26 protein-coding genes and 1 pseudogene are annotated in these 24,506 nt (G+C 63.4%); 8 read left to right on the forward strand and 19 right to left on the reverse strand.

What is annotated here, in order from left to right:
- Positions 1-399: 399 nt before the first annotated feature.
- From RKP46_RS04175 to RKP46_RS04205, 7 genes and pseudogenes are all read right to left on the reverse strand, one after another.
- Complete coding sequence (locus RKP46_RS04175) at positions 400-669, reverse strand: hypothetical protein (RefSeq protein WP_311105464.1); 270 nt, start codon at positions 667-669, stop codon at positions 400-402.
- A 180-nt stretch (positions 670-849) separates the two neighbouring features.
- The gene (locus RKP46_RS04180; protein ID WP_311105465.1) at positions 850-1,146 is read right to left on the reverse strand and encodes an ATP-binding cassette domain-containing protein; all 297 of its coding nucleotides are present in this window, start codon (positions 1,144-1,146) and stop codon (positions 850-852) included.
- Positions 1,143-1,796, reverse strand: coding sequence for an ABC transporter transmembrane domain-containing protein (locus RKP46_RS04185; protein WP_311105466.1), 654 nt, complete (start codon positions 1,794-1,796; stop codon positions 1,143-1,145). The genes RKP46_RS04180 and RKP46_RS04185 overlap by 4 nt, the downstream gene beginning before the upstream one ends.
- Positions 1,797-1,903: 107 nt before the next feature.
- Positions 1,904-2,173: pseudogene (locus tag RKP46_RS20180) on the reverse strand (peptidase domain-containing ABC transporter); the annotation flags it as partial.
- 517 nt (positions 2,174-2,690) lie between these two features.
- Entirely contained in the window at positions 2,691-4,580 is a 1,890-nt protein-coding gene (locus RKP46_RS04195) for an ATP-binding protein (protein ID WP_311105468.1), read from the reverse strand.
- Positions 4,577-5,410 (reverse strand): alpha/beta hydrolase, encoded by an 834-nt coding sequence (locus RKP46_RS04200; RefSeq protein ID WP_311105469.1) that lies wholly within the window; start codon positions 5,408-5,410, stop codon positions 4,577-4,579. The genes RKP46_RS04195 and RKP46_RS04200 overlap by 4 nt, the downstream gene beginning before the upstream one ends.
- Positions 5,411-5,446: 36 nt before the next feature.
- Positions 5,447-5,656 (reverse strand): DUF465 domain-containing protein, encoded by a 210-nt coding sequence (locus RKP46_RS04205; RefSeq protein ID WP_300328173.1) that lies wholly within the window; start codon positions 5,654-5,656, stop codon positions 5,447-5,449.
- Positions 5,657-6,082: 426 nt separating this feature from the next.
- Here RKP46_RS04205 and RKP46_RS04210 point away from each other — a divergent pair, with 426 nt between their 5' ends.
- The 3 genes from RKP46_RS04210 to RKP46_RS04220 all read left to right on the forward strand — a co-directional run bounded on the left by RKP46_RS04210 (position 6,083) and on the right by RKP46_RS04220 (position 9,075).
- A complete protein-coding gene (locus tag RKP46_RS04210) occupies positions 6,083-6,403 on the forward strand; it encodes a hypothetical protein (RefSeq protein ID WP_300328170.1) in 321 nt (106 codons plus the stop codon).
- A 43-nt stretch (positions 6,404-6,446) separates the two neighbouring features.
- The gene (gene greB / locus RKP46_RS04215) at positions 6,447-7,013 is read left to right on the forward strand and encodes a transcription elongation factor GreB (RefSeq protein ID WP_311105502.1); all 567 of its coding nucleotides are present in this window, start codon (positions 6,447-6,449) and stop codon (positions 7,011-7,013) included.
- Positions 7,014-7,104: 91 nt separating this feature from the next.
- Positions 7,105-9,075 (forward strand): tetratricopeptide repeat protein, encoded by a 1,971-nt coding sequence (locus RKP46_RS04220; protein WP_311105470.1) that lies wholly within the window; start codon positions 7,105-7,107, stop codon positions 9,073-9,075.
- Between the two features lie 42 nt (positions 9,076-9,117).
- Here the strand turns inward: RKP46_RS04220 and RKP46_RS04225 are convergent, their stop codons facing one another.
- Genes RKP46_RS04225 through RKP46_RS04250 form a run of 6 tightly spaced genes read right to left on the reverse strand, consistent with a single transcriptional unit; the run spans position 9,118 to position 14,480 of the window.
- Positions 9,118-10,359, reverse strand: a complete 1,242-nt coding sequence (locus RKP46_RS04225; protein ID WP_311105471.1) for an EAL domain-containing protein — start codon at positions 10,357-10,359, stop codon at positions 9,118-9,120.
- A 49-nt stretch (positions 10,360-10,408) separates the two neighbouring features.
- Complete coding sequence (locus RKP46_RS04230; protein ID WP_311105472.1) at positions 10,409-11,788, reverse strand: phosphomannomutase/phosphoglucomutase; 1,380 nt, start codon at positions 11,786-11,788, stop codon at positions 10,409-10,411.
- 31 nt (positions 11,789-11,819) lie between these two features.
- On the reverse strand, positions 11,820-12,269 hold the full coding sequence (locus RKP46_RS04235; RefSeq protein ID WP_311105473.1) for a nuclear transport factor 2 family protein: 450 nt from the start codon (positions 12,267-12,269) through the stop codon (positions 11,820-11,822).
- A complete protein-coding gene (gene waaF, locus RKP46_RS04240) occupies positions 12,266-13,282 on the reverse strand; it encodes a lipopolysaccharide heptosyltransferase II (RefSeq protein WP_311105474.1) in 1,017 nt (338 codons plus the stop codon). The genes RKP46_RS04235 and waaF overlap by 4 nt, the downstream gene beginning before the upstream one ends.
- Positions 13,283-13,331: 49 nt before the next feature.
- Positions 13,332-13,529 carry a zinc-finger domain-containing protein gene (locus RKP46_RS04245; RefSeq protein ID WP_311105475.1) on the reverse strand — a complete coding sequence of 66 codons (198 nt, stop codon included), beginning with the start codon at positions 13,527-13,529 and terminating at the stop codon, positions 13,332-13,334.
- 30 nt (positions 13,530-13,559) lie between these two features.
- Positions 13,560-14,480 carry a branched-chain amino acid transaminase gene (locus RKP46_RS04250; protein ID WP_311105476.1) on the reverse strand — a complete coding sequence of 307 codons (921 nt, stop codon included), beginning with the start codon at positions 14,478-14,480 and terminating at the stop codon, positions 13,560-13,562.
- Positions 14,481-14,552: 72 nt separating this feature from the next.
- On the opposite strand from RKP46_RS04250, the gene RKP46_RS04255 reads away from it, so the two are divergent.
- From RKP46_RS04255 to mnmA, 3 genes are read left to right on the forward strand one after another with little or no spacing between them, the layout of a single operon-like run.
- A complete protein-coding gene (locus RKP46_RS04255) occupies positions 14,553-15,038 on the forward strand; it encodes an NUDIX hydrolase (RefSeq protein WP_311105477.1) in 486 nt (161 codons plus the stop codon).
- Positions 15,035-15,640: a hypothetical protein gene (locus RKP46_RS04260; protein ID WP_311105478.1), complete on the forward strand. Its 606-nt coding sequence runs from the start codon at positions 15,035-15,037 to the stop codon at positions 15,638-15,640. The genes RKP46_RS04255 and RKP46_RS04260 overlap by 4 nt, the downstream gene beginning before the upstream one ends.
- A gap of 34 nt (positions 15,641-15,674) precedes the next feature.
- Positions 15,675-16,784 carry a tRNA 2-thiouridine(34) synthase MnmA gene (gene mnmA / locus RKP46_RS04265; RefSeq protein WP_409194102.1) on the forward strand — a complete coding sequence of 370 codons (1,110 nt, stop codon included), beginning with the start codon at positions 15,675-15,677 and terminating at the stop codon, positions 16,782-16,784.
- Positions 16,785-16,804: 20 nt separating this feature from the next.
- Here the strand turns inward: mnmA and RKP46_RS04270 are convergent, their stop codons facing one another.
- From RKP46_RS04270 to trxA, 5 genes are all read right to left on the reverse strand, one after another.
- Positions 16,805-17,263, reverse strand: a complete 459-nt coding sequence (locus RKP46_RS04270) for a DUF2507 domain-containing protein (protein WP_311105480.1) — start codon at positions 17,261-17,263, stop codon at positions 16,805-16,807.
- Positions 17,264-17,438: 175 nt separating this feature from the next.
- Positions 17,439-19,130 carry a glycosyltransferase family 39 protein gene (locus RKP46_RS04275; RefSeq protein WP_311105481.1) on the reverse strand — a complete coding sequence of 564 codons (1,692 nt, stop codon included), beginning with the start codon at positions 19,128-19,130 and terminating at the stop codon, positions 17,439-17,441.
- 81 nt (positions 19,131-19,211) lie between these two features.
- Entirely contained in the window at positions 19,212-19,427 is a 216-nt protein-coding gene (rpmE, locus tag RKP46_RS04280) for a 50S ribosomal protein L31 (RefSeq protein ID WP_311105482.1), read from the reverse strand.
- 216 nt (positions 19,428-19,643) lie between these two features.
- Positions 19,644-20,900 (reverse strand): transcription termination factor Rho, encoded by a 1,257-nt coding sequence (gene rho, locus RKP46_RS04285; protein WP_311105483.1) that lies wholly within the window; start codon positions 20,898-20,900, stop codon positions 19,644-19,646.
- A gap of 224 nt (positions 20,901-21,124) precedes the next feature.
- A complete protein-coding gene (gene trxA / locus RKP46_RS04290) occupies positions 21,125-21,451 on the reverse strand; it encodes a thioredoxin TrxA (protein ID WP_311105484.1) in 327 nt (108 codons plus the stop codon).
- A 213-nt stretch (positions 21,452-21,664) separates the two neighbouring features.
- Between trxA and fdxA the strand changes: the two genes are divergently transcribed.
- Together fdxA and fadD are read left to right on the forward strand one after the other, a co-directional pair.
- Positions 21,665-21,988: a ferredoxin FdxA gene (gene fdxA / locus RKP46_RS04295; RefSeq protein WP_311105485.1), complete on the forward strand. Its 324-nt coding sequence runs from the start codon at positions 21,665-21,667 to the stop codon at positions 21,986-21,988.
- Between the two features lie 56 nt (positions 21,989-22,044).
- Complete coding sequence (fadD, locus tag RKP46_RS04300; RefSeq protein ID WP_311105486.1) at positions 22,045-23,721, forward strand: long-chain-fatty-acid--CoA ligase FadD; 1,677 nt, start codon at positions 22,045-22,047, stop codon at positions 23,719-23,721.
- An 11-nt stretch (positions 23,722-23,732) separates the two neighbouring features.
- Here fadD and RKP46_RS04305 read toward each other — a convergent pair whose 3' ends face one another.
- Positions 23,733-24,356: an ankyrin repeat domain-containing protein gene (locus tag RKP46_RS04305; RefSeq protein WP_311105487.1), complete on the reverse strand. Its 624-nt coding sequence runs from the start codon at positions 24,354-24,356 to the stop codon at positions 23,733-23,735.
- Positions 24,357-24,506 lie beyond the last annotated feature (150 nt).

Below are 24,506 nucleotides of genomic sequence, written 5' to 3' on the forward strand. Positions count from 1 at the left end.
GATGAACTGCTGGCCAATGCGTCGTCAGAACGTTGCGGCGCGACCCGTTGAACAAGCTTGAATCACCAGCGTTGTCTGCGCCAAGGAGGAAGCCGCGTGCGCACCCAGCACAGGCTCCATCGACCAGCGACCTGCTTGACCATCGAACACTGGACCGAGCCGAAGAATCCGGCGGATTCGGCGTTCGGCCACTTTACGCACAGCACACGGCCTTGTCATTCCGCAATGCAGCAAACGTCTCGCGCAACGCCTCACGCCACCTCTTGGCGCTGCCGGCAGAGTGACCACGGCGCCTGTTCAGCGCGTCCGGCGGTTGACCGAAACCTGCACGCCGAAACGCTGCCGCAGAGCCGGCTGTTTTGGTAAGCGCGGTGTATCCAGCGGGGTGACGAAGTGAGTTCAGGAAGCGCCGGCAAACACCGCTTTCAGGCTCGGTGCGTCAAGCACGCGCTTGGCCCAGGCCTCCAGGCGGGTCGTTTCGGCTGCGGCAAAGTGGCCATCGACCCATTCCGGCAAGGCGCCAAAACGGCAGCAGAGCAATTGCCGCAGCAAGCGCGCTTCGCCTTGCCCGATGCCTTTTGCCGGGCAACGTTCCATTGCCTGCCGTTCCCATTCTTTCGTAATTGTCGGCACCAGTTCCTCGCCATAGTCAAAGGTTTCGGTCACCACCTGGCGCAATTCCTGATTGCTCAGGCGGTCGATACTCGCCCCTCCAGCCGGATAGCGTGTCAGCGTGCCTGGATGCTCATGCGGGCGACCGGCGAGGAAAGCTCGCGCAGCGGTGGGAAGATATCGCGCAGGTGCTCGGGCAAGTCGTCCCGGAAGATGTATTTCATGACCAGAAGCGCGCTATGCAGGATAGCGCGCCGCGCCGCGCCGACTTGCGCGCAGTTCGTTGGCGGAAAGGTGGCGGATGTCGCGCCCATCGGGGCGGATCTGTCCTTCCTGCGGGCGGTAGAAACCGAGCAGAAGCTTGGCAAATGTGCTTTTGCCCGACCCTGAGGAACCCATCAGGACGCTCAGGCGGCCAGCTTCGAAAACCAGATTGAGATGGCGATAGAGCCAGGGATGCTGGTCGGAGTAGCGGGACGCGAGGTCGAGCGTTTCGATGCGTCCGCTGCTGTCTGCTTCGCGTGCGGCGCTCACGGTGTTTCAGTCGGCTGATCGAGAATGTCGCCCAGGCGGCGGACGGCGATCATCGCCTGCTGGAACTCCTGCCAGAGCCCGGCCAGGCGCGGCATCGGTTGGCTGAGCCGGGCGGCAAGCATCTGGAATGCAAGCAGCATGCCGACGGAAAAGCCCTCGTTGCGCATGACGAGCAGGGCGCCGGCGAGCGGTACGATCAGCGTCATCGCTTGCTCAAGTGCGTTGGTGGCGACGCCATAGCCGTTCGTTACCTGCCGCGTGGAAAATCCAGCCGCGAGATAGCCGGCAAGATACTCGCCGTAACGCTTCTCGGCCTGCGTTTCCATCGGCAGCGACTTGACCATCGCCATGCCGGCGACGTACTCGGTGAGAAACGATTGATTGCGCGCGCCGAGCAGGAATTGCTGATTCAGGCGCCGCCGGTAGAGCGGCGTGACGAGCAGCGAAAGCAGACAGATGAGTGCGAGCAGGGCAAGGGCGATCAGCGAGGGCTGCCAGGAGTACCAGAACATCGCGGCGAGAAAGATGAGCAGGAATGGCAGGTCGAGCACCAGCGTGACGGCGGCGCCGGAAACAAACTCGCGGATCGTTTCGACACCCTGCAGGCGAGCGACGAGCGTGCCGGTCGGGCGCGCCTCGAAATAGGGCAAGGGCAGGCGCAGCAGATGCTGGAAGACTCGCTGCCAAGCACGGCATCACTACGGTTGCCGGTGTGCAGGACGAGGTATTGGCGCAACCAGCTCAGGCTGGCGGTAAAGACCAGAAAGATTGCCAGCGCTATGCCGGGAACGATCAGCGTGCTGCGCGTCTGGTGCACGATGACCTTGTCGATGATGACCTGGGTAAACAGCGGTGTCGCCAGTGCGACGAGCTGAATAGCGAGCGACGCCAGAAGAACGTCACGCCAGATGCGGCGGTACTTGAGCAATTCCGGAACGAACCAGCGGAAACCGAAGTGCTCCGTTGGCCTCTCGCCTGCGTCCGTTCGTGGCGGCGCGGTTTGCTGGGTGAATTGCAGAACAAGCATAACTTCCCCGGCGAGTAGCGCTGCGCTCGTCGTCGTACCGACCTGCGCATCGCTTGGCCGCAGGCGGGCGATGCGTCCGTCCTTTTCGGCCAGCAGGAGAATTGCCTCCGCCGGCGTGCTGTGTGCTTGCTGGGTGTCCGGCGTGAGGAAGGCGCAGCAGGGATACGCCAGGTGCTGCGCAGTCGTTGCGTCGAAGGCGACGCTGGCCGAGTGCAAGCCGAGATGGGCGAGCGCCGCCTGCAGCGTGGCCAGCGAGCGCGGTGGTGGAAAGCGCTACTGGACGAGCACCGGGTCGCAGGGTAGGTGGTACATCTGGCAGGCGGCACCGACGAGCCAGAGAAATCCTTCCGGCGTCAGGCGGCATCGGTCAGACACCAGCACATCTCCTCGTATCCCGCTGGGGGCAAAACGTAGTGGGTTTCCTGTGGCGCCGCAGCGGAACGGTTCGCTGTCGGGTTGGCGCAAGCGCAAATTTAGCCCAATGTGGCTGATTCGGCCAGCGTTACTGACAAACTATTCAGTCAGCCAGCCAGCTCTCGGCGCTCAGGCGCTTGCCAAGTGCGCTGTCAATCGTCGTCGCCAGCGTCCTGAGGTTGATCGGCTTGCGCACGTAGCCGTCGATGTCGGCTGCCAGGCGAGCGGCGTTCTGGTCGTCGGCGGTGCTGGCGGAGAGCGCCAGGAGGACCGCCGCTCGTGGCTGGCCCAGCGCGCTGGCGCGCGCACGCAGTTGCCGGCAGGTCGCCAATCCCCTGATCAGCGGGAACTGACAGTCGATCAGGACGACCTCGAAAGGCCCCGTGTCGAGCGCTGCCAGGGCTTGCTCATCGTTTTCTGCCTCGACTACGCTCAGTCCGAGCGAGGAAAGCATTTCCCGACTGATCAGGCGGTTCACGGCATTTTCGTCGACGAGCAGCAGGCGGTGATCGGGCGCAATTCCTGCCGGCGGTCGATTTGCCGTCGCCGGCGCGGGCAGGTCAGCGCTGCCGCTCGACGCGTCTGGCGTCGCCGGTGACCGCGCTGGCAGCGTCGCGGAATACGGGATATGCACAGTGAACACGCTGCCCCGGTGGTCGGCCGCAGTGCTGCTCTGCCAGGCAATCGTTCCATCCATTGCGTCGACCAGTTGCTTGACCAGCGCCAGACCGATACCGGTACCGCCGTGCCGCCGGGTCGTTGACTGATCGCCCGGCGTGAAGGCCTGGAAGAGCGTCGCCTGACGTTCTGGCGGTATGCCGATCCCGGTATCGCTGATCGCAAAGACGATCGTCGGCTTGTCGCTGCTTTCCTTGCCCGCGGTGCGGCTGACGGTCAGGACAATCTCGCCGTGCTCGGTGAACTTGATCGCGTTACCGAACAGCTTGAGCAGGATCTGCCGTGTTCGCGTCGGATCGCCCAGCACGCGCGACGGCAGGTCGGGTGCCAACTCGAGTCGCAGGTGCAGGCCTTTGCGTGCCGCTTCCGCCGCGAACAGTTGGACGACGGTCTGTGCGACAGCGCCGGGCGAGAATTCGCTGCAGCGCAGGACGAGATGCCCTGCATCGATAGAGGCGAAGTCGAGAATGTCGTTGATCAACTCGAGCAAGGCGTCGCTCGACTTGCGCGCAGTGCGCAGCAAGGCAATCTGGCTGGACGACAGCGGCGAGTCGGCGAGCAGGTCGAGCGTTCCGATAAGCCCGTTCATCGGTGTGCGCAGTTCGTGACTCATCGTGGCCAGAAAGCGCGACTTGGCCTGGCCGGCGGCTTCGACCTGTCGCCGGGCCATGTCCAGCGCGCTGGCAGTCTGCTCGAGTTCAATACGTTGGAGAACCTGCGCCGTCGCCTCAGCCAGTTGCTCGCGTGCGGCGCGCAGCGTGATCAAGCCGTAGATTGGCGCGACGGCAGCAAGCGCGTAGCCGTGACCGGTTGCTTGCAGGAGCGAAACCACCATCGTGGTCAGCAGTGGTGGTAGCAACCAGATGAGCAGCGCCGAGCGGACCAGCGTCAGAAAGAGCGCGGCAACGGTGAGTGAGGCAAGCAGAACGATGAGGACCATGGCCGCCGCTTGCGGCGGAACGTTCGGGTAGACGAGCGCGACGCTGATAATGTTGTTTGCCGCCAGGACCGCGGTCATGGCGAGAAAGAGTCGGCGCGCGCGTTGGCAGCCGGCCGGGGTGGTCGACATCTGCGGCCATTGGCGAGCGAGGATGTGGCGCCAGACGCCAGCCGCGATCGCAGCCGCCAGAATGGCGCCAGCGAGCAGCGCAGGCAGGTAAACCGCGGTGATGGTGGCGATTATCGCCTGTCCGAAAACCATCGCGACGGCCGACGAACGCGCTTTCTCGATGGCGCGACCGGTCAGTTCGAGTTCGACGCGCAGCGTCTTGTCGGCGCTTGGCTGCGCGCACCCGGCCAGGCGGGGTCCGGTCATTGCCGAGCAAAGGCCGTTGGCTGGCCGGCCGTGACGAAGGCAAGCAGCGCGTTGGCAAGCGCGCCCGGTTGCTCGCTCATCATGGCGTGTCCGCAGTCGGCAAGTTCGATGCGTTCGCAAGCGGGCAGCGCGGCTAACAACGGCGGCAGATTGCGGCGTGGAGTCATGCGGTCGCGACGTGCGACGACCAGTAACGTCGGACAGTGCACCTGGGCGGCGGCGCGCAAACCGTTCTGGTAGTCGTTGCAGTTGGCCAGGTCGACGGCCAGCACACCGGGTGGGCTGCGCCGCATGATGGCCAGCATCAGGCCCGGCCCCCAGATACCGTGCCCGCGCTGACCTCCCGTACGCAGAAAGCGGCTGCTCGCCGAGTAGGCGGACATCATTCGGCAAACCTGGTCGGGAGCACTTGTCGCCTGTCCGAGCAGTGCGTCGGCGACCGGCATCGGGACCGACGTTCCGAGCAAGGCGAGGCGGCTGACGCGCTGCCGGTGGCGGGCTGCGCACTCGAGCGCGACGAGCGAGCCCATCGAGTGACCGACGAGCACCGCCTGGGTGACGCTGGCCGCGTCGAGCAACTCGGCCAGCCAGTCGGCGAGTGCTTCGATGCTGCGCAAGGGTGCGCCGGCGGACAAGCCGTGTCCCGGCAGGTCAGGCACCAGCACGTGCTGGCCGGCCGCGGCCAGGAGGTCGGCGACGCCCAGCCAGGCGTCGTGATCGTTGGCAGCGCCGTGCACGAGAACGACGGGCGAACACGGCCTGCCGGCCACCGAGCGTGGCGGCCCGCTGCTTGTCAGGTGGCAGCGAAAGCCGTTCACGGTCAGGTCCACAGCAGGTTTCCGCGCGCGGGTTCCAGGGGTCAGCGGTCAGGCAGGTACATCGGGTTCCAGCATATGTTCGAGGAAGGTAATGCGATCCTTCAGCAGCAGTTTGCGCTTCTTCAGGCGGCGCACGAGAAGCTCGTCCGGGGGTGGGTTGAGCATCAGGTGCTCGATCACCAGATCGAGGTCGCGGTGCTCGATCTGCAGCTCATGCAGGGTGGCGCGGGTGTGAGTCATCTGCTCTTCGGTCAGCATGGTCGGCAATTTCCCAGGGTTGTGATTCGGCTAGCCGAGCGCGCTTGCAGCCTGCAGCACGCAAGCCTGCCAGGAACGACAGTCAACCTGGCTTGCGCGTCCGCCCGGCTGCGCTTGCGGCCACCGTGGCGGCGGCGCGCGGCGAGTCAGCGTGTATGGTAGGCGTGCGACCGGGAAAAAACAACGGCGGCGTAGGATGGTTGCGGTGATGACCGCCAGCGCTGCCGCAGTTTTCGCCGCGTAAGCTGCTGAACCGCAGCCTGCGCATGCTCGGAAGGCCGACACCCATTCGCGCTCGGGAAGCCTGCTTGGGGGGGGGCGCCAAGAAACTCGCTGCACGGGCGCGTGACTTGCCGCAATGGGGTGCTTTTCCGACTAGAATAGAGAGTCGGATTGTAACCTTGAGATACCGCCGGGAGGAGGCAGATGGTCTATCACATTATCGTTTCGTTTGGGCGGGACAGGCAGTACGAGTTCAAGTTTTCGCACACCGATCTCGCTTCCGGCTCTCCTGAAGATGCGCGCCGCTGGTTCGACAAGGAGTTTGCCGACCTCGAGTGCGAGCCCAGCAATCCGATGGGCAAGGTGCTGATCATCGACAAGATTCTCAATGTTGCACGCTACGGCGGAGAACAGCGCTTCATCGACGGCAAGGATTGGGCGACCCGCTTTGCGCGCTACACGGCTCTCGCCCTCGGTCGCGACACGGTGCGTATCGATGTGGCGGCATTCAATATCGGCTACTGAGCGCGCGTGACGCCGGGCGGCGCGGTGTGTCGGTGTGACGATGATGAGCAAGGGATTGGCGCAGAGCAGTGTCGATGACGATGAGGACGAAGCAGTCAGTGGCGGATTCGCCGCGCTCCCCGGAGGGACACGCAACTACATTACGCCGCAGGGACACGCTCGTCTGGTCGCTGAACTGGAACACTTGGTACGTGTGGAAAGGCCGCAGGTAGTTGCTGTCGTGCAGTGGGCGGCGTCAAATGGGGACCGCTCGGAAAACGCCGATTACCAGTACGGCAAGCGACGTCTGCGCGAGATCGACCGGAGGATTCGCTTTCTCGGCAAGCGTCTCGATCTGGCCGAGGTCGTCGATCCGAGCCGGCACGTCAACTGCGAGCAGGTTTTTTTTGGCGCGACGGTGACCATTTGCGACGAGCAGGGAAGGGAAAGCACCTATCAGATCGTCGGTGTCGACGAAACGGAATCGGCGCGCGGGCGGATCAGTTGGGTTTCGCCGCTGGCTCGTGCGCTCCTCAAGTCGCGCGTCGGCGACACTGTCCGTTTCCGTAGCCCGGCCGGTTGGCGCGAAGTGGAGGTTGTTGCTGTCGACTACGCGCTGAGCGAAACTTGAGCGCTGGTGCCTGGCCGGTGCGCGCCGGCGGGGATGCGCTGCATGACGGAGCTGGCGACGATACGCCAAGTCGGACTTCAGGAGAGCACGAATGAAACCGCATGCCTTCGTTGCCATGCCTTTCGGTAGCAAGCCGGGGCACGACGGTCAGCCGATCGACTTCAACCGCGTCTATTCCGAATACATCGAGCCGGCTTTGGCAGCGGCTGGCATGGCCGTCTTTCGTGCTGATCGCGAGCAGCGGGCGGGTGATATCCGGACCGACATGTTCCAGGAGTTGCTGATTGCCGATCTGGTGGTCGCCGACCTCACCCTCGACAACCCGAACGTCTGGTATGAACTGGGGATTCGGCACGCCTTGCGGGCACGCGGCGTCATCCTGGTCCAGGGGCCGCGCGCCAATCAGCCCTTTGATCTCTACACCGATCGCAAGCTGCGTTATGGCTTGATCGGCGGTGTACCCGACCCGACAACCCTGGACGAGGATAAGCGTGCGCTGACCGAGATGGTTCGGGCAACGATGACCAGCTCGACGCGCCGCAAGGTGAGCCCCGTCTTTCAGTTGATTCCCAATCTCGAGCAGCCCGAGTGGCGGCGTCTCTTGCTCGCCGAGCGCAACGAGTTTTCTGCCGCGTATGCCAACTGGTCGAGCCGCATGGAGGTGGCCCGACAGAAGAACCGGCCCGGCGATATTCTCGTCCTCGCCGACGAAACGCCGGTACGCGCCTTGCATCTCGAAGCCAAGCGGGCCGCCGGCAATGCCTTGCTCAAGCTCGAACAATATGAGCTCGCGCTCGAACAGTTCGAGCAGGCGCTGGCGGTCGACGCCGACGACAAGCCGAGCCGGGAAAGGAAGGCAGTCTGCCTGGGCCGCCTTGGTCGCTACGAAGAAGCGCGTGAGTGGGTCCGCCAGCTCACCACCGACTATCCGCGCGACGCGGAATGCTGGGCTTTGGCCGGGCGTGTCGAGAAGGAAAAGTGGATTGCTCGCTGGCGCCAGCCGGGACTGACGCCAGCTCAGATGTACCAGGCGGCGACCAACGAAGACGCGTTGCTGGCGGAAGCTCTTGAACCGTATCGGCAGGCATTCATTGCCGACCCGGCGCATCACTATTCGGGGATCAACGCGCTGACCCTGCAACTCCTGCGCCAGCACTGCGGTGCTTCGGTTGCACAGACGCTGATCGACAATCTGGTTGGCGGCGTTCTCTGGGCCAGCCTGACGGCACAGGAACGTGATCGCCGCGATTACTGGGCGCGCGCCAGCTACGCTGAACTTTGCCTGCTGGTCAATCCGCTCGACAGCGTGCGCCGCGAGTATGGCAACATGGTTGCCGCGGCCAATGGTGACTGGTTCGCCCTGGACTCGAGTCGGCAGACACTCACTCTGCTGCGCGACATTGATTTTCGGCCAGTGGAAACGGCTGCCGCACTGGCTATCGTGGACCGCGAGATCGCGCGCAGCAGTCCACCGTTCGTGCCTCGCCAGGTCGTCCTCTTCAGCGGTCACATGGTCGATGCAGCACAGCGTGAGCCGCCGCGCTTTCCCGCCGAGCAGGAAGCGGTGGCGGCGGCGCGCATCGGCGAAGCGCTTGATCAGCTTGGCGTGGGGCCGGGAGACCTCGCCCTGGCGCAGGCGGCGAGCGGTGGCGATCTGCTGTTTCTTGAGGCGTGTCAGGCACGCGGCTTGCGCCTGCGGCCCATGCTGCCGTTTGAAGCACCCGAATTCATCGAACGTTCCATCTTGCCGGCCAGCAACGGCGAGCAGTGGCGCCAGCGCTATTTCGCCCTGATCGCCGGGCTCGACGAGCCGCCACGCATCATGCCCAGCGAACTCGGTCGGCTGCCGCGTGATACGCGCGGTGTCGAGGCGAACGCCTACGAGCGCTGCAATCTCTGGTTGCTGTACACCGCTCTCGCGTGGGGAGTCGACAAGGTTCGTTTTGTCTGTCTGTGGAACGGCGGTGGCGGCGACGGTCCGGGCGGCACCGCGCACATGTACGAGGAGGTGCGCCGCCGTACGGGGCGCGTCGTCTGGCTCGATACACGCAAGCTGTGGTGACCCGCGCATGCGGGCGGTGTGCGGCGAATTTCCAAGCCGGGCTCAGCCGCCGTTCTCGTTCAGCCAGCGCAGCGCAGCGCTCAGACAGGTATTCAGCGTATGGTGGTTGAGTCCTCCGGCCACTTGCGCCAGGAGCTCGTCGCAGCCGGCTGCATCGTCGCCATCGAAGCGCTCGAGCAGCGCTAAAATCGTTCCCAGCAGTCCTTCGTGCAGGCAAAGCGCTGCCCACAGGTCACGATCGACGGTGATTTGCTGCAGGATTTCCTCGATCGGCAGCCCAAGCGCAATCGGCATCATCGACAGGATGCCGGCCAGGAAAGCGAGGTCGCTGAGTTTGCGGTCGTGCACCCGCGTCGCCTCGACCAACAGTTCCATCATCCGCCCACGCAGTGCGGCCACTTGCAGGAGCGCCGAGCCGCTTGGATCGGCGCTGCCATTTTCCGGTGCGAGCAGCAGGAGCGACAACCAGCGCTGGATCTGGCGGCGACCGAGCAGGGTGATCGCCTGTCGCAGCGAAGTGACAGGCTGGGCGTAGCGGCTGCCGCGGTGGCCGACCGAGTTGACGACGCGCAGCAGGTTGAGCGTCAGCGCCGGCTCGTGTTTGAATGCGTCCTCGATTACCGGCGTATCGACGTCCAGGCCAACCAGGTTGATCAGCCGGATCAGCGCTGTCTGCGAGGCGGAAAGGCGGCGCCCGCTGACGATTTCAGCCTGGGCAAAGTAGCGCCCCTGGAAGAGCTGGAAGCCCACCTTGCGGCAGCGTTCGAGCTGCTCGTGGCTGTCTACGCCCTGCGCCAGCAGTTTGATCGGCAGGCGGCGCAGCGACCCGGCGAGATCGCGTAACTGGCTTTCGTCGGCAGTCTGCACGTCGATCTTGATGACATCAACGATTGGCAGGAGCGGCCGGCTGCGGTCATCGATCCCGCGGTAATCGGTCAGGGCGAGCGAATAGCCACGTTCGCACAGGGTTCGGCAGCGGCTCAGCATTTCCTTGTCGGGGATGTCGTCGATCAGCAGTTCGAGAACAACGCCTTCGTGCGGCAATAACTCGATTGCTTCCTGATGGAGAAAGACGGCATCAATGCCGATGAAAGCGGAGCGGTGGCCAAGCGCACTGCGCATGCCGAGATCCGCGTAAACGGCGCACAAGGCGGCTCCGCTGCTGCGCTCGTCGGCGCTCGCGCCACTTCGCCGAAGAAAAAGCTCGTAGCCGGCGAGTTCGTTCTTCTGATTGAGAATCGGTTGGCGGAAGAGGAAGGCGTTGTCGCGAGTGCGGTCGGTCATCGGAGGTTTTCGTCTTCGGCGGTGGTCAAGGGCAGACGTCGCGGCGGGTTCAGAAGGGCAGCCGCAAGTCAGGTCGTGCGGCGTGCAGCACGCGACGGAAGTCGGCCTGGATGCGCTCGAGCGCGCTGGCGTCGTCGGCCTCGAAACGGAGCACGACGACCGGTGTGGTGTTCGACGGACGCGCCAGCCCGAAGCCGTCGGCGTATTCGACGCGCAGGCCGTCGATCGTGATGATCTCCCTTGCTCCGGCAAAGTTGGCGTTTTGGCGCAGTTCTTCAATCAACGCGAAAGGTTCCCCTTCCCGCATGGCGATATTCAACTCGGGGGTTGAACTGCTGTCGGGCAATGCCGCCAGCAGCGCGCTGGGGTCGGCCGCGCGTGAGAGAATTTCGAGCAGGCGAGCAGCCGCGTAAAGGCCATCGTCAAAGCCGTACCAGCGCTCCTTGAAGAAGACGTGGCCGCTCATTTCGCCGGCCAGCGGCGCGCCCGTTTCCTTCAGCTTGGCCTTGACCAGCGCATGCCCGGTCTTCCACATCAGCGGCTCGCCACCGTGTTGGCGTATCCAGGGCGCCAGGCGGCGGGTGCACTTGACGTCGTAGATGACTGCCTGTCCGGGACAGCGCTGCAGCACATCGGCGGCGAAAAGCATCAGTTGACGGTCAGGAAAGATGATCTCGCCGTTTCGCGTCACGACGCCAAGCCGGTCGCCGTCGCCGTCGAAGGCCAGGCCAAGTTCGGCGTCGCTGCTCGCCAAGGCGTCTACCAGGTCGCGCAGGTTTTCCGGTTTCGAGGGATCCGGGTGGTGGTTGGGGAAGTTGCCATCCACCTGGCAGAACAGTTCGACCAGCTGGCAACCCAGGGCGCTGAAAAGCTGCGGCGCGAGACCGCCGGCGACGCCGTTGCCGCAGTCGATGGCGATCTTCATCGGGCGCGCCAGGCTGACATCGCCAATGATGCGGGCGAGATAGGCCGGACTGACGTCGGCGCTACGTGCGTGGCCACTGCCGGCATGCAGCCGGCCGGCGTCGACGCGCTGGCGAATCTGTTGAATCGCCTCTCCGGCGAGCGTCTCGCCGCCGATGACCATCTTGAGTCCGTTGTAGTCGGGCGGGTTGTGACTGCCGGTGACCGCCACGCAGCTCTGGCAGCCGAGTTCATGCGCGGCGAAATAGACCACCGGCGTCGGGACACAACCGAGGTCTATCGTATCCATGCCGGCCTGCCGAATACCTTCGCTGAGCGCCGCGGCCAACTCGGGACCCGACAGGCGACCGTCACGACCAACGGCAATCGCCGGCTGACCGCGTTCGATCGCCAGCGAACCGAGTCCCTGACCGATGCGGCGAACGATGTCACGGGTCAGCGTGCGACCGACGATGCCGCGGATGTCATACGCCTTGAAGATCTCGGCGGGCAGGGGAAGGCTCATGGCGGACCTCGTGCTGAAAGGGAAGAAAGGGCTAGTGCAGGATGCGCGCGACCTTGCTCTCACCGTCACCGCCCGCGGCGCCGTCGGCGAGGCCGCGCTCGGCTGCGGTCGAGGAGTGGTGCGCAAGCAGGCGCCAGCCACTGGCGCCACGCTGGAAGACATTGGTGGCCAGCATCACGCTGTGCGGGCGGCGCTGATCGCCGATGAACAGCGTTTCGACGGCGTTGTGTACGGCCAGCAGCATGCCGGTCCAGCGCACGACGCGCGACAGGCGGACGGTCAGCCGCGGGTTGTTGGCAAAAATGGCGCGCCAGCTTTCGCGTATGGCGGTGGTGCCGGTCAGGCGGTGGCCGGTGGGATGGATACAGATGATTTCCTCGTCATCCGCCCAGACATTCATCAGGGCGCTCAGGTCGGCCCGGGCGATCGCTTCGTAGAATGCCGCCTCAACGTCTTCCGGGCTGGCGAAAACGAGAATCATGGCGCGGTGTCGGCCAGGCAGGCAGCGAGAACCTCTTGCGGCGCGAGCCTGTTCAGACAGTCGAGGTGGCCGAGCGGGCAGCGGCGCTGAAAACACGGGCTGCAAGCGAGATGCAGACTCAGAATCGTCGCACGCTCGGAAAGCGGCGGGGTGAACGTCGGCGATGACGAGCCGTAAAGCGCGATCAGCCGGCGATCGAGGGCAGCGGCGACGTGCATCAGCCCTGAGTCGTTGCAGACGACGAGTGATGCGGCAGCGAGCAGGTCGATCGCCTGGCTCAGCGATGTCCTGCCGGACAGGTTGAGCGGCAGGTGCGTCGGTTTGGCCAGGGCGACGATCTCGTCGCCGATCGAGCGATCCTTGTCCGAGCCGAGCAACCAGACGGTATGGCCGGTCTCGGCGAGCAAGTCGGCGAGTGCCGCGAAATGGCGGGTTGGCCAACGCTTGGCCGGGCCGTACTCGGCGCCGGGGCAGAAGACGGCGAGTTTATCTGGCAGTTCGAGGCCGAGCGCTGCGCAGGTCGAGGCGCGCTCGCTTGCGTTGGAGCGCAGGCGCGGCCTGGGTAGCGGTCGGGGCAGCGGCGCGCCGGGCTCTTCGGCGAGTTGCGCAAAGCGCTCGGCCATCTGCGGCAGCGCGGTCTTGTCCAGAATGTGCCGCTGGTTGATCAGTCCGTAACGCTTTTCCCCGACGAAGCCGATGCGTTGCGGAATGTCGGCCATGAACGGCACGAGCGCCGACTTCAGCGAGTTGGGCAGGACGTAGGCGCGTTGATAAGCATTTCCGGCAAGCCGGCGCGCCAGTCGGTGGCGCGCCCGTAGCGAGAGGTCGCCGTGGGCAAAGGGGCTGTCGACGATCTGGGCAATTTCAGGCATACGTTCGAGGACCGGCGCGACCCAGCGCGGAGCCAGCGCATCGAGCTGCAGCCCGGGAATCTTTTCGTGCAGTCGCCTGCACAGCGGTTGCGCCAACACCGTGTCGCCAATCCAGGACGGAGCGACGAGAAGGGCTTTCATGAGCAGCGGCCAGGTCGGCTACCCGCGAACTCGGATAGCCGCCAGGTGATCAGTGGTGTCCGTTGGGCAGCTCGCCAGTGAAGACGTAGCGCGTGCTGCAATACGGGCACACGGCCTCGCCGTGCTGCGTGACATCGAGGAAAACACGCGGGTGCCTGGCCCACAGCGGAGAATCCTTGGTCGGGCAATGCAGCGGCAAGTCACCGGCGGTAACCTCGACGGGCTTGCTCCTAAGGTCTTGAGACATGAGCGCAACCTTGCAAACAGAGAACCGGAGTTAGACGTAGGCGAGCCAGTCCTCGCGCGCCGGCACACGGCCGTTGACGCAGTCGAAAAACAGGCTCTGAATTCGCGTCGTGATTGGCCCGCGCCGCCCTTCGCCGATCTGCCGGTTGTCGAGCTCGCGAATCGGCGTCACCTCGGCTGCCGTACCGGTGAAGAACGCTTCATCAGCGCAGTAGATTTCGTCGCGTGTGATGCGCTTCTCGATGACTTGCAGGCCCAGTTCTTCGGCGAGATCGAGGACCGAGGCGCGGGTGATTCCCTCCAGGCAGGACGTCAGGTCGGGTGTGTAGAGCTTGCCGTGCTTGACCATGAAAACGTTTTCGCCAGCGCCCTCGGCAACATAACCGTCGACGTCAAGCAGCAATGCTTCGTCGTAACCGTCGTGCGCTACCTCCTGGTGCGCGAGGATCGAGTTGGTGTAGGTACCAACCGACTTCGAGCGGCACATGTTGATGTTCACGTGATGCCGGGTGAAGGACGAGGTCTTGACGCGGATTCCCTTCTCCATTCCCTCGGCACCGAGGTAGGCGCCCCATGGCCAGGCGGCAATCGCGACATGCGTACTCACCGCGGTGGCGGCGATACCCATCGCTTCCGAGCCGTAGAAGGCAATCGGCCGAATGTAGCAGGAGTCGAGCTGGTTGGCGCGGACGACCTCCTTCTGCGCGTCCATCAGCGTTGCCTTATCGTAGGGCATCTTCATCTGGAAGATGTAGGCCGAGTTGAGCAGGCGTTCGGTGTGCTCGCGCAGCCGGAAGATCGCCGTACCTTTGACCGCCTTGTAGGCACGCACGCCCTCGAAGACGCCCATGCCGTAATGCAGCGTATGGGTCAGGACATGCGTGGTTGCCTCGCGCCACGGCACCAGTTTGCCATCGTACCAGATGAACCCGTCACGATCTGCCATGGACATGGTCTCTACCCCTCTTGCCAGATGCCTAGAAGGCCGAATTCTAGCCGATTTCGTGTCACGGTTGGCGGTAAAATGGCGCTTTGCTCCCCTTCCGGCAAGGTCTGGCTCATGGTCTGGAAACCCAACGTAACGGTTGCTGCGCTGCTTGAACGCGATGGCCGCTTTCTGCTTGTCGAGGAAGAGACCGAGTTCGGTGTCCGCTTCAACCAGCCGGCGGGCCACCTCGACTGTGGCGAGTCGCTGCTCGCCGCAGTCGTACGTGAGACGATCGAAGAGACGGCTTATCGCCTGCAGCCGGAGTTTCTGGTCGGTATCTACAACTATCGCATTGAAGAGCGGGATCTGACCTACTTGCGCTTCGCCTTCGGTGGCCGGGTGGCCGGGCACGAGCCAGCGCGGCCGCTCGATCAGGGCATTCTCGCAGTGCACTGGTTGACCCCGGACGAGATTCGCGCGAAGCAGGCGCTGCATCGCAGTCCCCTCGTCCTGCGTTGTGTCGAGGACTGGCTGGCCGGGCGGCGTTACCCGCTCGAACTTCTCGTCGACTACCATCGATGAGGTGGCTCGCCTGCCTTCTGATGGCTGGCGCGGCGAGCACGGTCAGCGCCGATACGGTCAGGGTCTGCTACAACTACGGGTGTCTGGCCGAGGCCGAGGCGCACTTCGAGGGAGTGCGCATGGTACAGCTCGCTGCCTTGCTTGGTGCAGCGCAAGACGCGCCTGACGAACGGGAGCGGCTGTCGCTGGCGGTCGGCTGGATGCTTGGCTGGGCCGGCGAACAGACGCCGATCGGCGCAGACCGGGGCGGAAACTTTGCCGATCAGGCTGTCTTTGGACGGATGGACTGTATCGACCATTCAACGACGACGACGCGTCTGTTGCGCCTGCTCGAAGCGCGCGGGTGGCTGCGTTTCCATCGGGTTGCCGAGCCGGTGCAACGTGTGCGTTACTTGGTGCAAGTGCATTTCTCGGCGCAAATCGAGGAAATCCCGGGCGCGTCAGAGGTGGGCGCAGGTCCGTCCGAGCCGGCACGGCATGTCGTCGATAGCTGGTTTCGCGACAATGGCCAACCAGCCGTAGTCATGCGTCTGGAGGACTGGCTGGCCGGGGACGAAGACCAACTGGAATCAGTAGCGATTGCCGGCCGGTTGCCAGAGTAGGCGACGCGGCTCGGATGTGCGTAGAGAGGCTGGAATGGATGCGGTGAAGCGGGGAAAGACGGTAGTCGTCGGCTTGTCGGGGGGGGTCGATTCGTCGGTCGCCGCCTTGCTCCTCAAGCAGCAGGGTTGGCAGGTGGTCGGCCTGTTCATGAAGAACTGGGAAGATGACGATACCGAAGAGTACTGCTCGTCGCGCCAGGATTTGATCGACGTGTTGAGCGTTGCCGACGTAATCGGCATTGATGTAGAAGTGGTCAATTTTGCGAGCGAGTATCGACAGCGCGTGTTTGATCGCTTTCTCAAGGAGTACCAGGCTGGACGGACGCCGAATCCAGACGTGCTGTGCAATTCCGAGATCAAGTTCAGCGTGTTCTTGGAGCACGCCGCGAAGATCGGCGCGGACTGCATCGCGACGGGTCACTACGCGGGTGTGCGCGAATTCGCCGGCGGATTCCAGTTGCTCAAGGCGGAAGACGGCACCAAGGATCAGAGCTACTTCCTCTACCGCCTCGATCAGCAGCAACTGGCGAAGACGATTTTTCCGCTCGCCGGCCTGTACAAGCGCGAGGTGCGCAGAATAGCTGCGGCAGCCGGACTGCACCTTGCCCTGAAGAAGGACTCGACCGGCATCTGTTTCATCGGCGAGCGGCCGTTCAAGGAATTCCTGATGCGCTACCTGCCACAGCAAAAGGGCGAAATCCGCTGCCTGGACGACGACCGCCTGCTGGGCGAGCACGATGGTGTCGCCTATCACACGCTGGGCCAGCGCAAGGGGCTGCACATCGGCGGTGTCAGAGGCGGCAAGGGCAGCGAGAATGGCGACCACGAAGCCTGGTTCGTCGCCAGCAAGGATCTGTCGCGGAACATTCTCTACGTCGTGCAGGGACACGATCATCCGGCGCTGCTTGCCGAAGAACTGCGCGCCGAAGAACTCACCTGGATCGCCGGCGACGCTCCGCATACGCATTGGGTCTATACGGCCAGGACGCGCTACCGGCAAGCCGATGCACCTTGCGAGATCGAGCAGGTCGACCGCCAGTCGTGCCTGATCAGATTCGCCGCGCCGCAATGGGCAGTGACGCCGGGCCAGTCCGTCGTCGTTTACGAAAGCCGTGTTTGCCTGGGCGGCGGCATCATCGTCTGAGCGGGCGACAGCGAGGGAAGTCAGTTGCCGATGAGCAACTCGAAGCCGCAGGCCTCGTCGCCGAAGCCTCCCATACAGGTGACTTCCCTGGCCTGCACGTGTTGCCCGACGATGCCTTCGACGACGCCGGCGATCAGACCACCCTCGAAATGGCACAAGGCACGGCCAACCGGCGTCAAGCCAGCGCAGGTGACGCACTCATGGACATCCACGTGGATGTGCTCGCGGGTCATCACCGGAACGCTCACCTGACCGATACGCAGTTGCTCGCACAGAGCGAGAAAATCGTCGATCTGCTTGAGCCCCAGATCCATGCCCAGTTTCTTGCCGGCGTAGTAGGTGATGGCCGATGCGCCAGTGCCGAGAACATCCTCCAGGGCGACCAGTCGAAGAAGGCGGTAAAGGCCGACGCCGGCCATGCCGCCGACCGCCGGGCGATGAACTTGTAAGGCGTTGTGAATGGCGACCGGCTCTTTCATTGGTTTCTCCAGGAGCAGGGCAACAGGCGGAAGCCTTCCCTGTGGGCAGTTAAGGGTCTGGTTTCGCGTGGTCGGCCGCGTGCCGGAAAGGCGATCAGGGCGAGTCTGTGGGTCTGCTGGCGGCTGGGACGAGCGATATCCATCCGATGAGTATATATTATATCTGGCCTCTGGGTCAATTTCCGAGCAAAGGCGACACGCTTGCTCCGGGCGTCCGGCGGTTGGGTTTGTTGTCGCGTCGGTAGAGCTTCAACTTCTCGCTGTCGCGACGGTCGGCCGGCCGCGCGCCCTCCCAGATCTTTCGCCAGTTTGCACTGGCGAGCGGGCTCTCATCCTTCAGCGAGCCCTGCACGAGCAGCAGGTCACAGCGCGTGCTGGCGGGCGAGTCCAGTCCGACGGTTCGTATGCGATCGAAATAGTCGAGCGAGGCAAGCAGCGAGTCGCCCAGGTTGCCATTGGCAATGCATTCACGTTTCTCGGGCAGGGCTCGGGCGAGCCCCGCCGATAGTGGGCGATAGCTCTTGCCGTAGTCGATCCATGGCATCCAGAGCGTCGCGATGAGGAACCAGAAAAGGGTCAGTCCGGCCATCCAGTGCACGATTCCCCGCATCGGCGAGCGCGGACTGGTGGCGATCAACCATGACCAGATCAGCGTAGCGAGAAGGGCAAGAGCGATCAACACGACGCTGAGCTGCGGCGTGAAACCGGGTTCCAGCCGGCCGACTTCGCTGGCCAGGCGTTCGGGCCAGCCGAAAGTCGTGGCAACCCAGCCTGCCCAGGCAAGCAGGGCAAAGAAGCTGAAGGTGATCATGGCGAACCAGTCGAAGGCGTTCGCCGCACCGCGTCGCAAGGACGAGACACCGGGGACGGCGAGCAAGACCAGCGAAGGCAGAAGGAGCAGGGTAGGCGCGCTGCGCGTTCCGAAGCAGACACTGATGATGACCAGCGAGGCGAGGAAGGCAAAGATCGGGAAGCTCAGTTGCCGGCCGAGCAATTGTCGGCGACGCGCCCATAGCGTCCACCCGGCGAGCGGGAGTGCCGGCCAGGCGTACCAGGTGAGGAGCAGCAGAACCCGCGGGAAACTGAGTAGCGGCTGGCTGCTGCCGGTCAATTGGAGCAATTCCTCGCGCCAGAACGCGTGCAGGAAATCCGGCCGCGTGGTGAGCAGCGCGAAAGCCCAGCAAGCGGCAATCGCGCTGGCGAGCAGCAGCGCAGCGAGCAACAGGAGCCCGGTCTGCCGGCGCTTGTCCGAGCGCCAGGCGACGAAGCCGGCGATCGGCAAGAGCGAAAGCATGGGCACCAGACCGTTGGCAAGGAAACCCAGGCCAAGCGCCACTGCGAAACAGCCAGCCCCGGCTAGCGGTTTCCGGTTGATCAGCGTCAGTCCCCAGTAAGCAGCGGTATGGGCAGTAAGCGCGGCGAGCATCGGCTGCGCCTCGTGCGCGTGAAACAGGAAGCCGATGCTGCCGGCAAGCAGCAGTGGAGCTGCCGGCGCTGCTGCGCGACCATGCAGTTCGCGCGCGGCGAGGAGAATGAAGCTGAGCGCCAGCAAGGTGCACACGCCGCTTGCGAGGCGTGCGCCTTCGTGCACCGGCAGGAGCCAGGAAGACAGGTGTGCCGTCGCTGCGGCAAGCCAGTAGTAGAGCGGTGCGTCAGGGTAGGGGCGGCCGGCGAGGCCCGGGGTCAACCAGTTGGCGTGAGTGACGATGTCGTGCACGACGCCAATGGTTACCGCATCGTCCGTCTTCCATGGGTCGTGGCCGATCAGGCCGCTGAAAATGTAGATCGCCAGCAGGAGCGCCAGGACCGCACCTCGCGGGTGCAGGCGGATCCCGTTGAGAGGAGAACTTTCCGGCTCAACTGACATGGGGCGATCGCTGGTGGGCAAAAAAAAGGCAGCCGACCGGCTGCCTTCGTCGCCGAAACCAAGACGGCGGGGCGCGCCGGCTCAAGCCGACTTGCGAATGGCGCCGTACTTCTGGTTGAATTTTTCTACCCGGCCAGCCGTATCGATGATCTTCTGCTTACCGGTGTAGAACGGATGGCAGGCCGCACACACTTCGACATGCAAGGCCTTCTTCATCGTCGACCGGGTAGTAAAGGTGTTACCGCAGGAGCAGGTCACCGTGATTTCGTTGTAGGCAGGATGGATAGTGGCTTTCATCTGGTGCTTTTCCTGTAGGTTGAACTGGCTCGTCGATCGTGCGCCGACAGCGATCGACCAGCCTGACCAATGAAAAAACGCGAATTATGGTGCATTTTCACGCCATCCGCAATCCTTCGTCGGGCTCACGGCCGACCGCCTTGACCGTACAGGCGGCTTCAGCGCAGGCCGCAGCGCTTGCGCATGGCCTCGCCTGGCGTGCTGCAGCTCAGGTAATCAACGCCGCATCGAGTCGAAAAATTCGGCGTTGTTCTTGGTGGCCTTGATCTTGTCAAGAAGGAACTCCATCGCCTCAAGGTCGTCCATGTTGTAGAGCAGCTTGCGCAGAATCCACATTTTCTGCAGGATATCGGGTTTGAGAAGCAGTTCCTCGCGCCGTGTGCCCGAGCGATTGACGTTGATCGCCGGGTAGACGCGTTTCTCTGCCATACGCCGGTCAAGGTGGATCTCCATGTTGCCGGTCCCCTTGAACTCTTCGTAGATGACATCGTCCATGCGGCTGCCGGTGTCGATCAGCGCGGTCGCGATGATCGTGAGCGAGCCGCCTTCTTCAATGTTGCGCGCAGCACCGAAGAAGCGCTTGGGCTTCTGCAGCGCATTGGCGTCGACGCCGCCGGTGAGAACCTTGCCTGAAGCCGGTTGAACCGTATTGTAGGCGCGCGCCAGGCGTGTGATCGAGTCGAGCAGGATGACCACGTCTTTCTTGTGCTCGACCAGCCGCTTGGCCTTTTCGATTACCATCTCAGCGACCTGGACATGCCGGGTTGCCGGCTCGTCGAAGGTCGAGGCGACCACCTCGCCGCGTACCGAGCGGGTCATCTCGGTCACTTCTTCGGGGCGCTCGTCGATGAGCAGGACGATCAGCGAGATATCCGGATGGTTGCTCGTGATGGCGTGTGCGATGTGCTGCATCATGACGGTCTTGCCGCTCTTCGGGCTGGCGACCAGGAGGCCGCGTTGTCCCTTGCCGATTGGCGCGATGATGTCGATGATTCGGCTGGTGATGTTTTCCTCGCCGCGGATGTCGCGCTCGAGCTCGATATGCTCGGCTGGGTGGAGCGGCGTCAGGTTCTCGAACAGGATCTTGTTCTTCGACGCCTCGGGGACTTCGCCGTTGATCCGGTCGACCTTGACCAGGGCGAAGTAGCGTTCACCGTCTTTCGGCGTGCGAATTTCCCCCTCGATGGTATCGCCGGTGTGCAGGTTGAAGCGCCTGATCTGGCTGGGGCTGACATAGATGTCGTCGGTGCTGGCGAGATACGAGGTGTCGGGCGAGCGCAGAAAGCCGAACCCGTCCGAAAGTGTCTCCAGTGTCCCATCGCCGAAAATACTCTCGCCTTTCCTGGCCTGGTTTTTGAGCAGCGCGAAAATCAGTTCGTGTTTGCGCAGACGGTTGGCGCCTTCGACGTTGTTGTTGACCGCCATGTCGAGAAGCTGGCTTACATGAAGTGCTTTGAGTTCGGATAAATGCATTTGCTGACGATGGAGAAGGGGGGCCGGACGTCCGCGTGCCGTCGTGGGTCAGACGACGGCCGGCGGAATGGCCACGTGCTCGGCGGGGCGCCGCTGTTGCGGCGAGAAGAAAGTACTCGAAGAGTGCCCGAAGCGTGAGTGAAGCTCAGGTGTCAGCCGATGGCTGGCCGAAACCGTGGGTTGCATGGAGCACCCACGCCACCTTCAGGCGCAGGGTAGCGACTTTAGATATTGCTGTCAATGAAGGTTACCAATTGCGACTTCGAGAGCGCGCCGACCTTGGTCGCCTCGACGTTGCCGTTCTTGAACAGCATCAGCGTCGGTATCCCGCGTATGCCGTAGCTGGCTGGCGTCTTCTGGTTGTCGTCGATGTTGAGCTTGACCACCTTCAGTCGACCGGCATAGTCGTTGGCCACGTCGTCGAGCAGCGGCGCAATCATTTTGCACGGGCCGCACCATTCGGCCCAGTAATCGACCAGCACGGGGCGGTCCGACTGGAGGACGTCGGCGGCAAAACTGTCGTCGGTAACATGGTGAATGTGTTCGTTCATGGGCTAGCCTCTAGCGGGATCTGGATGGGGTGCGTGGCCGAAGCGGGGGGGCGAGGCGGGCGGCAGAAGCGGGGTCGTTACAGACCGACCGGCAGCAAGCTCAGCCAGCCCCGCTATGCTAAACAAAAATCATCGTCATGGGAAGCCGTTGCTCTGTCTCGTCCGCGGCAAATGCGCTATAGTGAATCCGTCGCAGATTCACGAGACTAGACAATGGCCTACGTCGTTACTGAGAACTGTATCAAGTGCAAGTTTACGGATTGCGTCGATGTGTGCCCGGTGGATTGCTTTCACGAGGGGCCGAATTTCCTGGTCATCGATCCGGAAGAGTGCATCGATTGCACGCTGTGTGTCCCCGAGTGCCCCGCCGAAGCAATTCTCGCCGAGGATGACGTTCCGCAGGCACAGCGCCACTTCATCGCGCTCAATGCGGAGTTGGCCGGGCAGTGGCCGACAATCCTCGAACGCAAGGAGCCGCCGGCGGACGCCGATGAATGGAACGGCAAGACCGGCAAGTTGCAGTACCTGCAGCGCTGAGCAGGCATTTCACCCCGGTGACAGGGGAAACCATCAATTGATTCAGGAGGAGAGCAGTGGAAAGAATCTGGCTCGAAAGCTACCAGAAGGGGGTACCTGCCGAGGTTGATCTGAGCGAATTCCAGTCGCTCGGCGAACTCTTCGAAAGAAGCGTTGCACAGTACCGCGAGCGCGTCGCCTATATCAATATGGGCGTCGAGATTACCTATGGGCAACTCGACAAGCTGTCGCGCGACTTCGCCGCATACCTGCAATCGGTGCTCATGCTGCCGCCGGGTGCACGCGTCGCGGTGATGCTGCCGAACGTCCTGCAGTATCCGATCTGCATTTTCGGAGCGCTGCGCGCGGGCTATGTCGTGGTCAATGTCAACCCCCTCTACACGCCGCGCGAACTCGAACATCAGTTGAAGGATTCTGGTGCCGAGGTCATCGTTATTCTGGAGAACTTCGCCGTCACGCTCGAGGAGGTACTTGCCCGGACGCCGGTCAAGCACATCGTTCTGGCGCGCCTGGGGGACATGCTGGGCTTTCCGAAAGGCGCGGTGGTCAACTTTGTCGTCAAGTACGTCAAGAAGATGGTGCCGGCCTACAGTCTGCCGCGGGCGGTCGAGTTCCGCACGGCGCTTGGCAAGGGTGCGGCTGGTGAACTCAAGAAAGTCGCCGTCGCGCAGGAAGATCTTGCCTTCCTGCAATACACCGGGGGTACGACGGGCGTTTCGAAGGGAGCCATGCTGGTTCACCGCAACATCCTGGCCAATCTGGCGCAGGCGCATGCCTGGATCAAGCCCGAACTGGGCGACGCACAGCACATGGTGGTCACCGCCTTGCCGCTCTATCACATCTTTGCCCTGACCGCGAATTGCTTCACCTTCTTCAAGATCGGGGCAAGCAATCTGCTGATCACCAATCCACGCGACATCCCTGCCTTCGTTGCCGAACTGGGCAAGTATCCGTTTACAGTGATCACGGGCGTCAACACCCTGTTCAACGCGCTGCTCAATAACGACGCGTTCTGTGCGCTCGACTTCAAGCACCTGAAGGTGACCTTGGGCGGGGGAATGGCGGTGCAGAAAGCGGTTGCCGTGAAGTGGAAGCTGGTGACCGGCAAGCCGCTGATCGAAGCCTATGGCTTGACCGAAACGTCGCCGGCAGCAACCATCAACCCGCTCGATATCGCCGACTATACCGGCGCAATCGGCCTGCCGATCTCGTCGACCGAGGTCACCCTGCGCAACGACGCCGGGCAGGATGTTCCGCTCGGCGAACGCGGCGAGTTGTGCATCCGCGGTCCGCAGGTGATGAAGGGCTATTACAATCGGCCGGAAGAGACGGCAAAGGTAATCACCGCCGACGGTTTCCTGATGACCGGCGACATCGCAGTGATGGACGAAAGAGGCTTCGTGCGTATCGTCGATCGTAAGAAGGACATGATTCTCGTTTCCGGCTTCAATGTCTATCCAAATGAGGTCGAGGACGTGGTCGCGCAACATCCGGGCGTCCTGGAAGTCGCCGCGGTCGGCATACCGCATGAGAAGTCGGGCGAAGCGGTCAAGATCTTCGTCGTCAAGAAGGACGCCGCGCTCACTGCCGAGGTGCTGATCGCTCACTGCCGCGAGCACTTGACCGGCTACAAGGTACCCAGCCAGGTCGAGTTTCGCAGCGAGTTGCCGAAGACGAACGTGGGCAAGATTCTCCGTCGTGAACTGCGTGACGAGGCGCTCAAGAAAGCCTGAGTCGCTGCACCTCAGTTCTGCGCGTACTGCTGGAGAAACTCGGTGGTGACCGGGTGTTTGTTGCGCGAGGCATAGAAAAGTGGGGTCTTGCCGTTCTTGTCGACGCTTTCCGGGTCAGCGCCACGTTCGATCAGGACGCGCGCCACTTTCGGCTGGCCGGTGGCGGCAGCCAGGTGCAGCGCCGTCTGACCCGCGTCGCTTTTCGCGTTGACCTCGGCGCGCTTGTCGAGCAGAAGTTCGACCTCGGGCCGACCGCCGGAGAGCACGGCCGCGTGCAGCGGCGTCATCCCGATCCGGTCGCGCGCGTTGATGTTTGCCCCGCGTGCCAGGAGCAACTCGGACGCCTTGCCGCGGCGATGGAAGGCGGCCAGGTGCAGCGGCGTTCTGCCCAGCGCATCGGGTGCATCGACGTCCGCACCACCTTCCAGCAGCGTCTTGATTTCATTCAGGTCGCCACGCGTCGCCGCGAGCGTCAGCGGCGGTGTTGCACTGCTTGAAGCGCTTGCCGGAAGGGCGGCTGCGGCCGGTTTGCCGGTCGCCGCAGGTGGATGGTCGGCTTCCTTGCTGCAGGCGGTGACGAGGGCGACGGCGACGGCTATGACGGCCGGGGTGATGCAGCATTCAAGTCGTTTCATGCGGGAAAGTCTCCTGCGGGGCAAGTCGGTGATTCTCCGGTGACCGGATATTACCATTGCTCCCGGCGAGCAAGTCCGTTCGAGAAACCGTCCGGGGCTGGGCAGGCTGCCGGGGTGTTGCCGCACGCGCTGGCCGCTGGCCTCGTCGAC

Source organism: Accumulibacter sp., assembly GCF_031732815.1.
GTDB lineage: Bacteria > Pseudomonadota > Gammaproteobacteria > Burkholderiales > Rhodocyclaceae > Accumulibacter.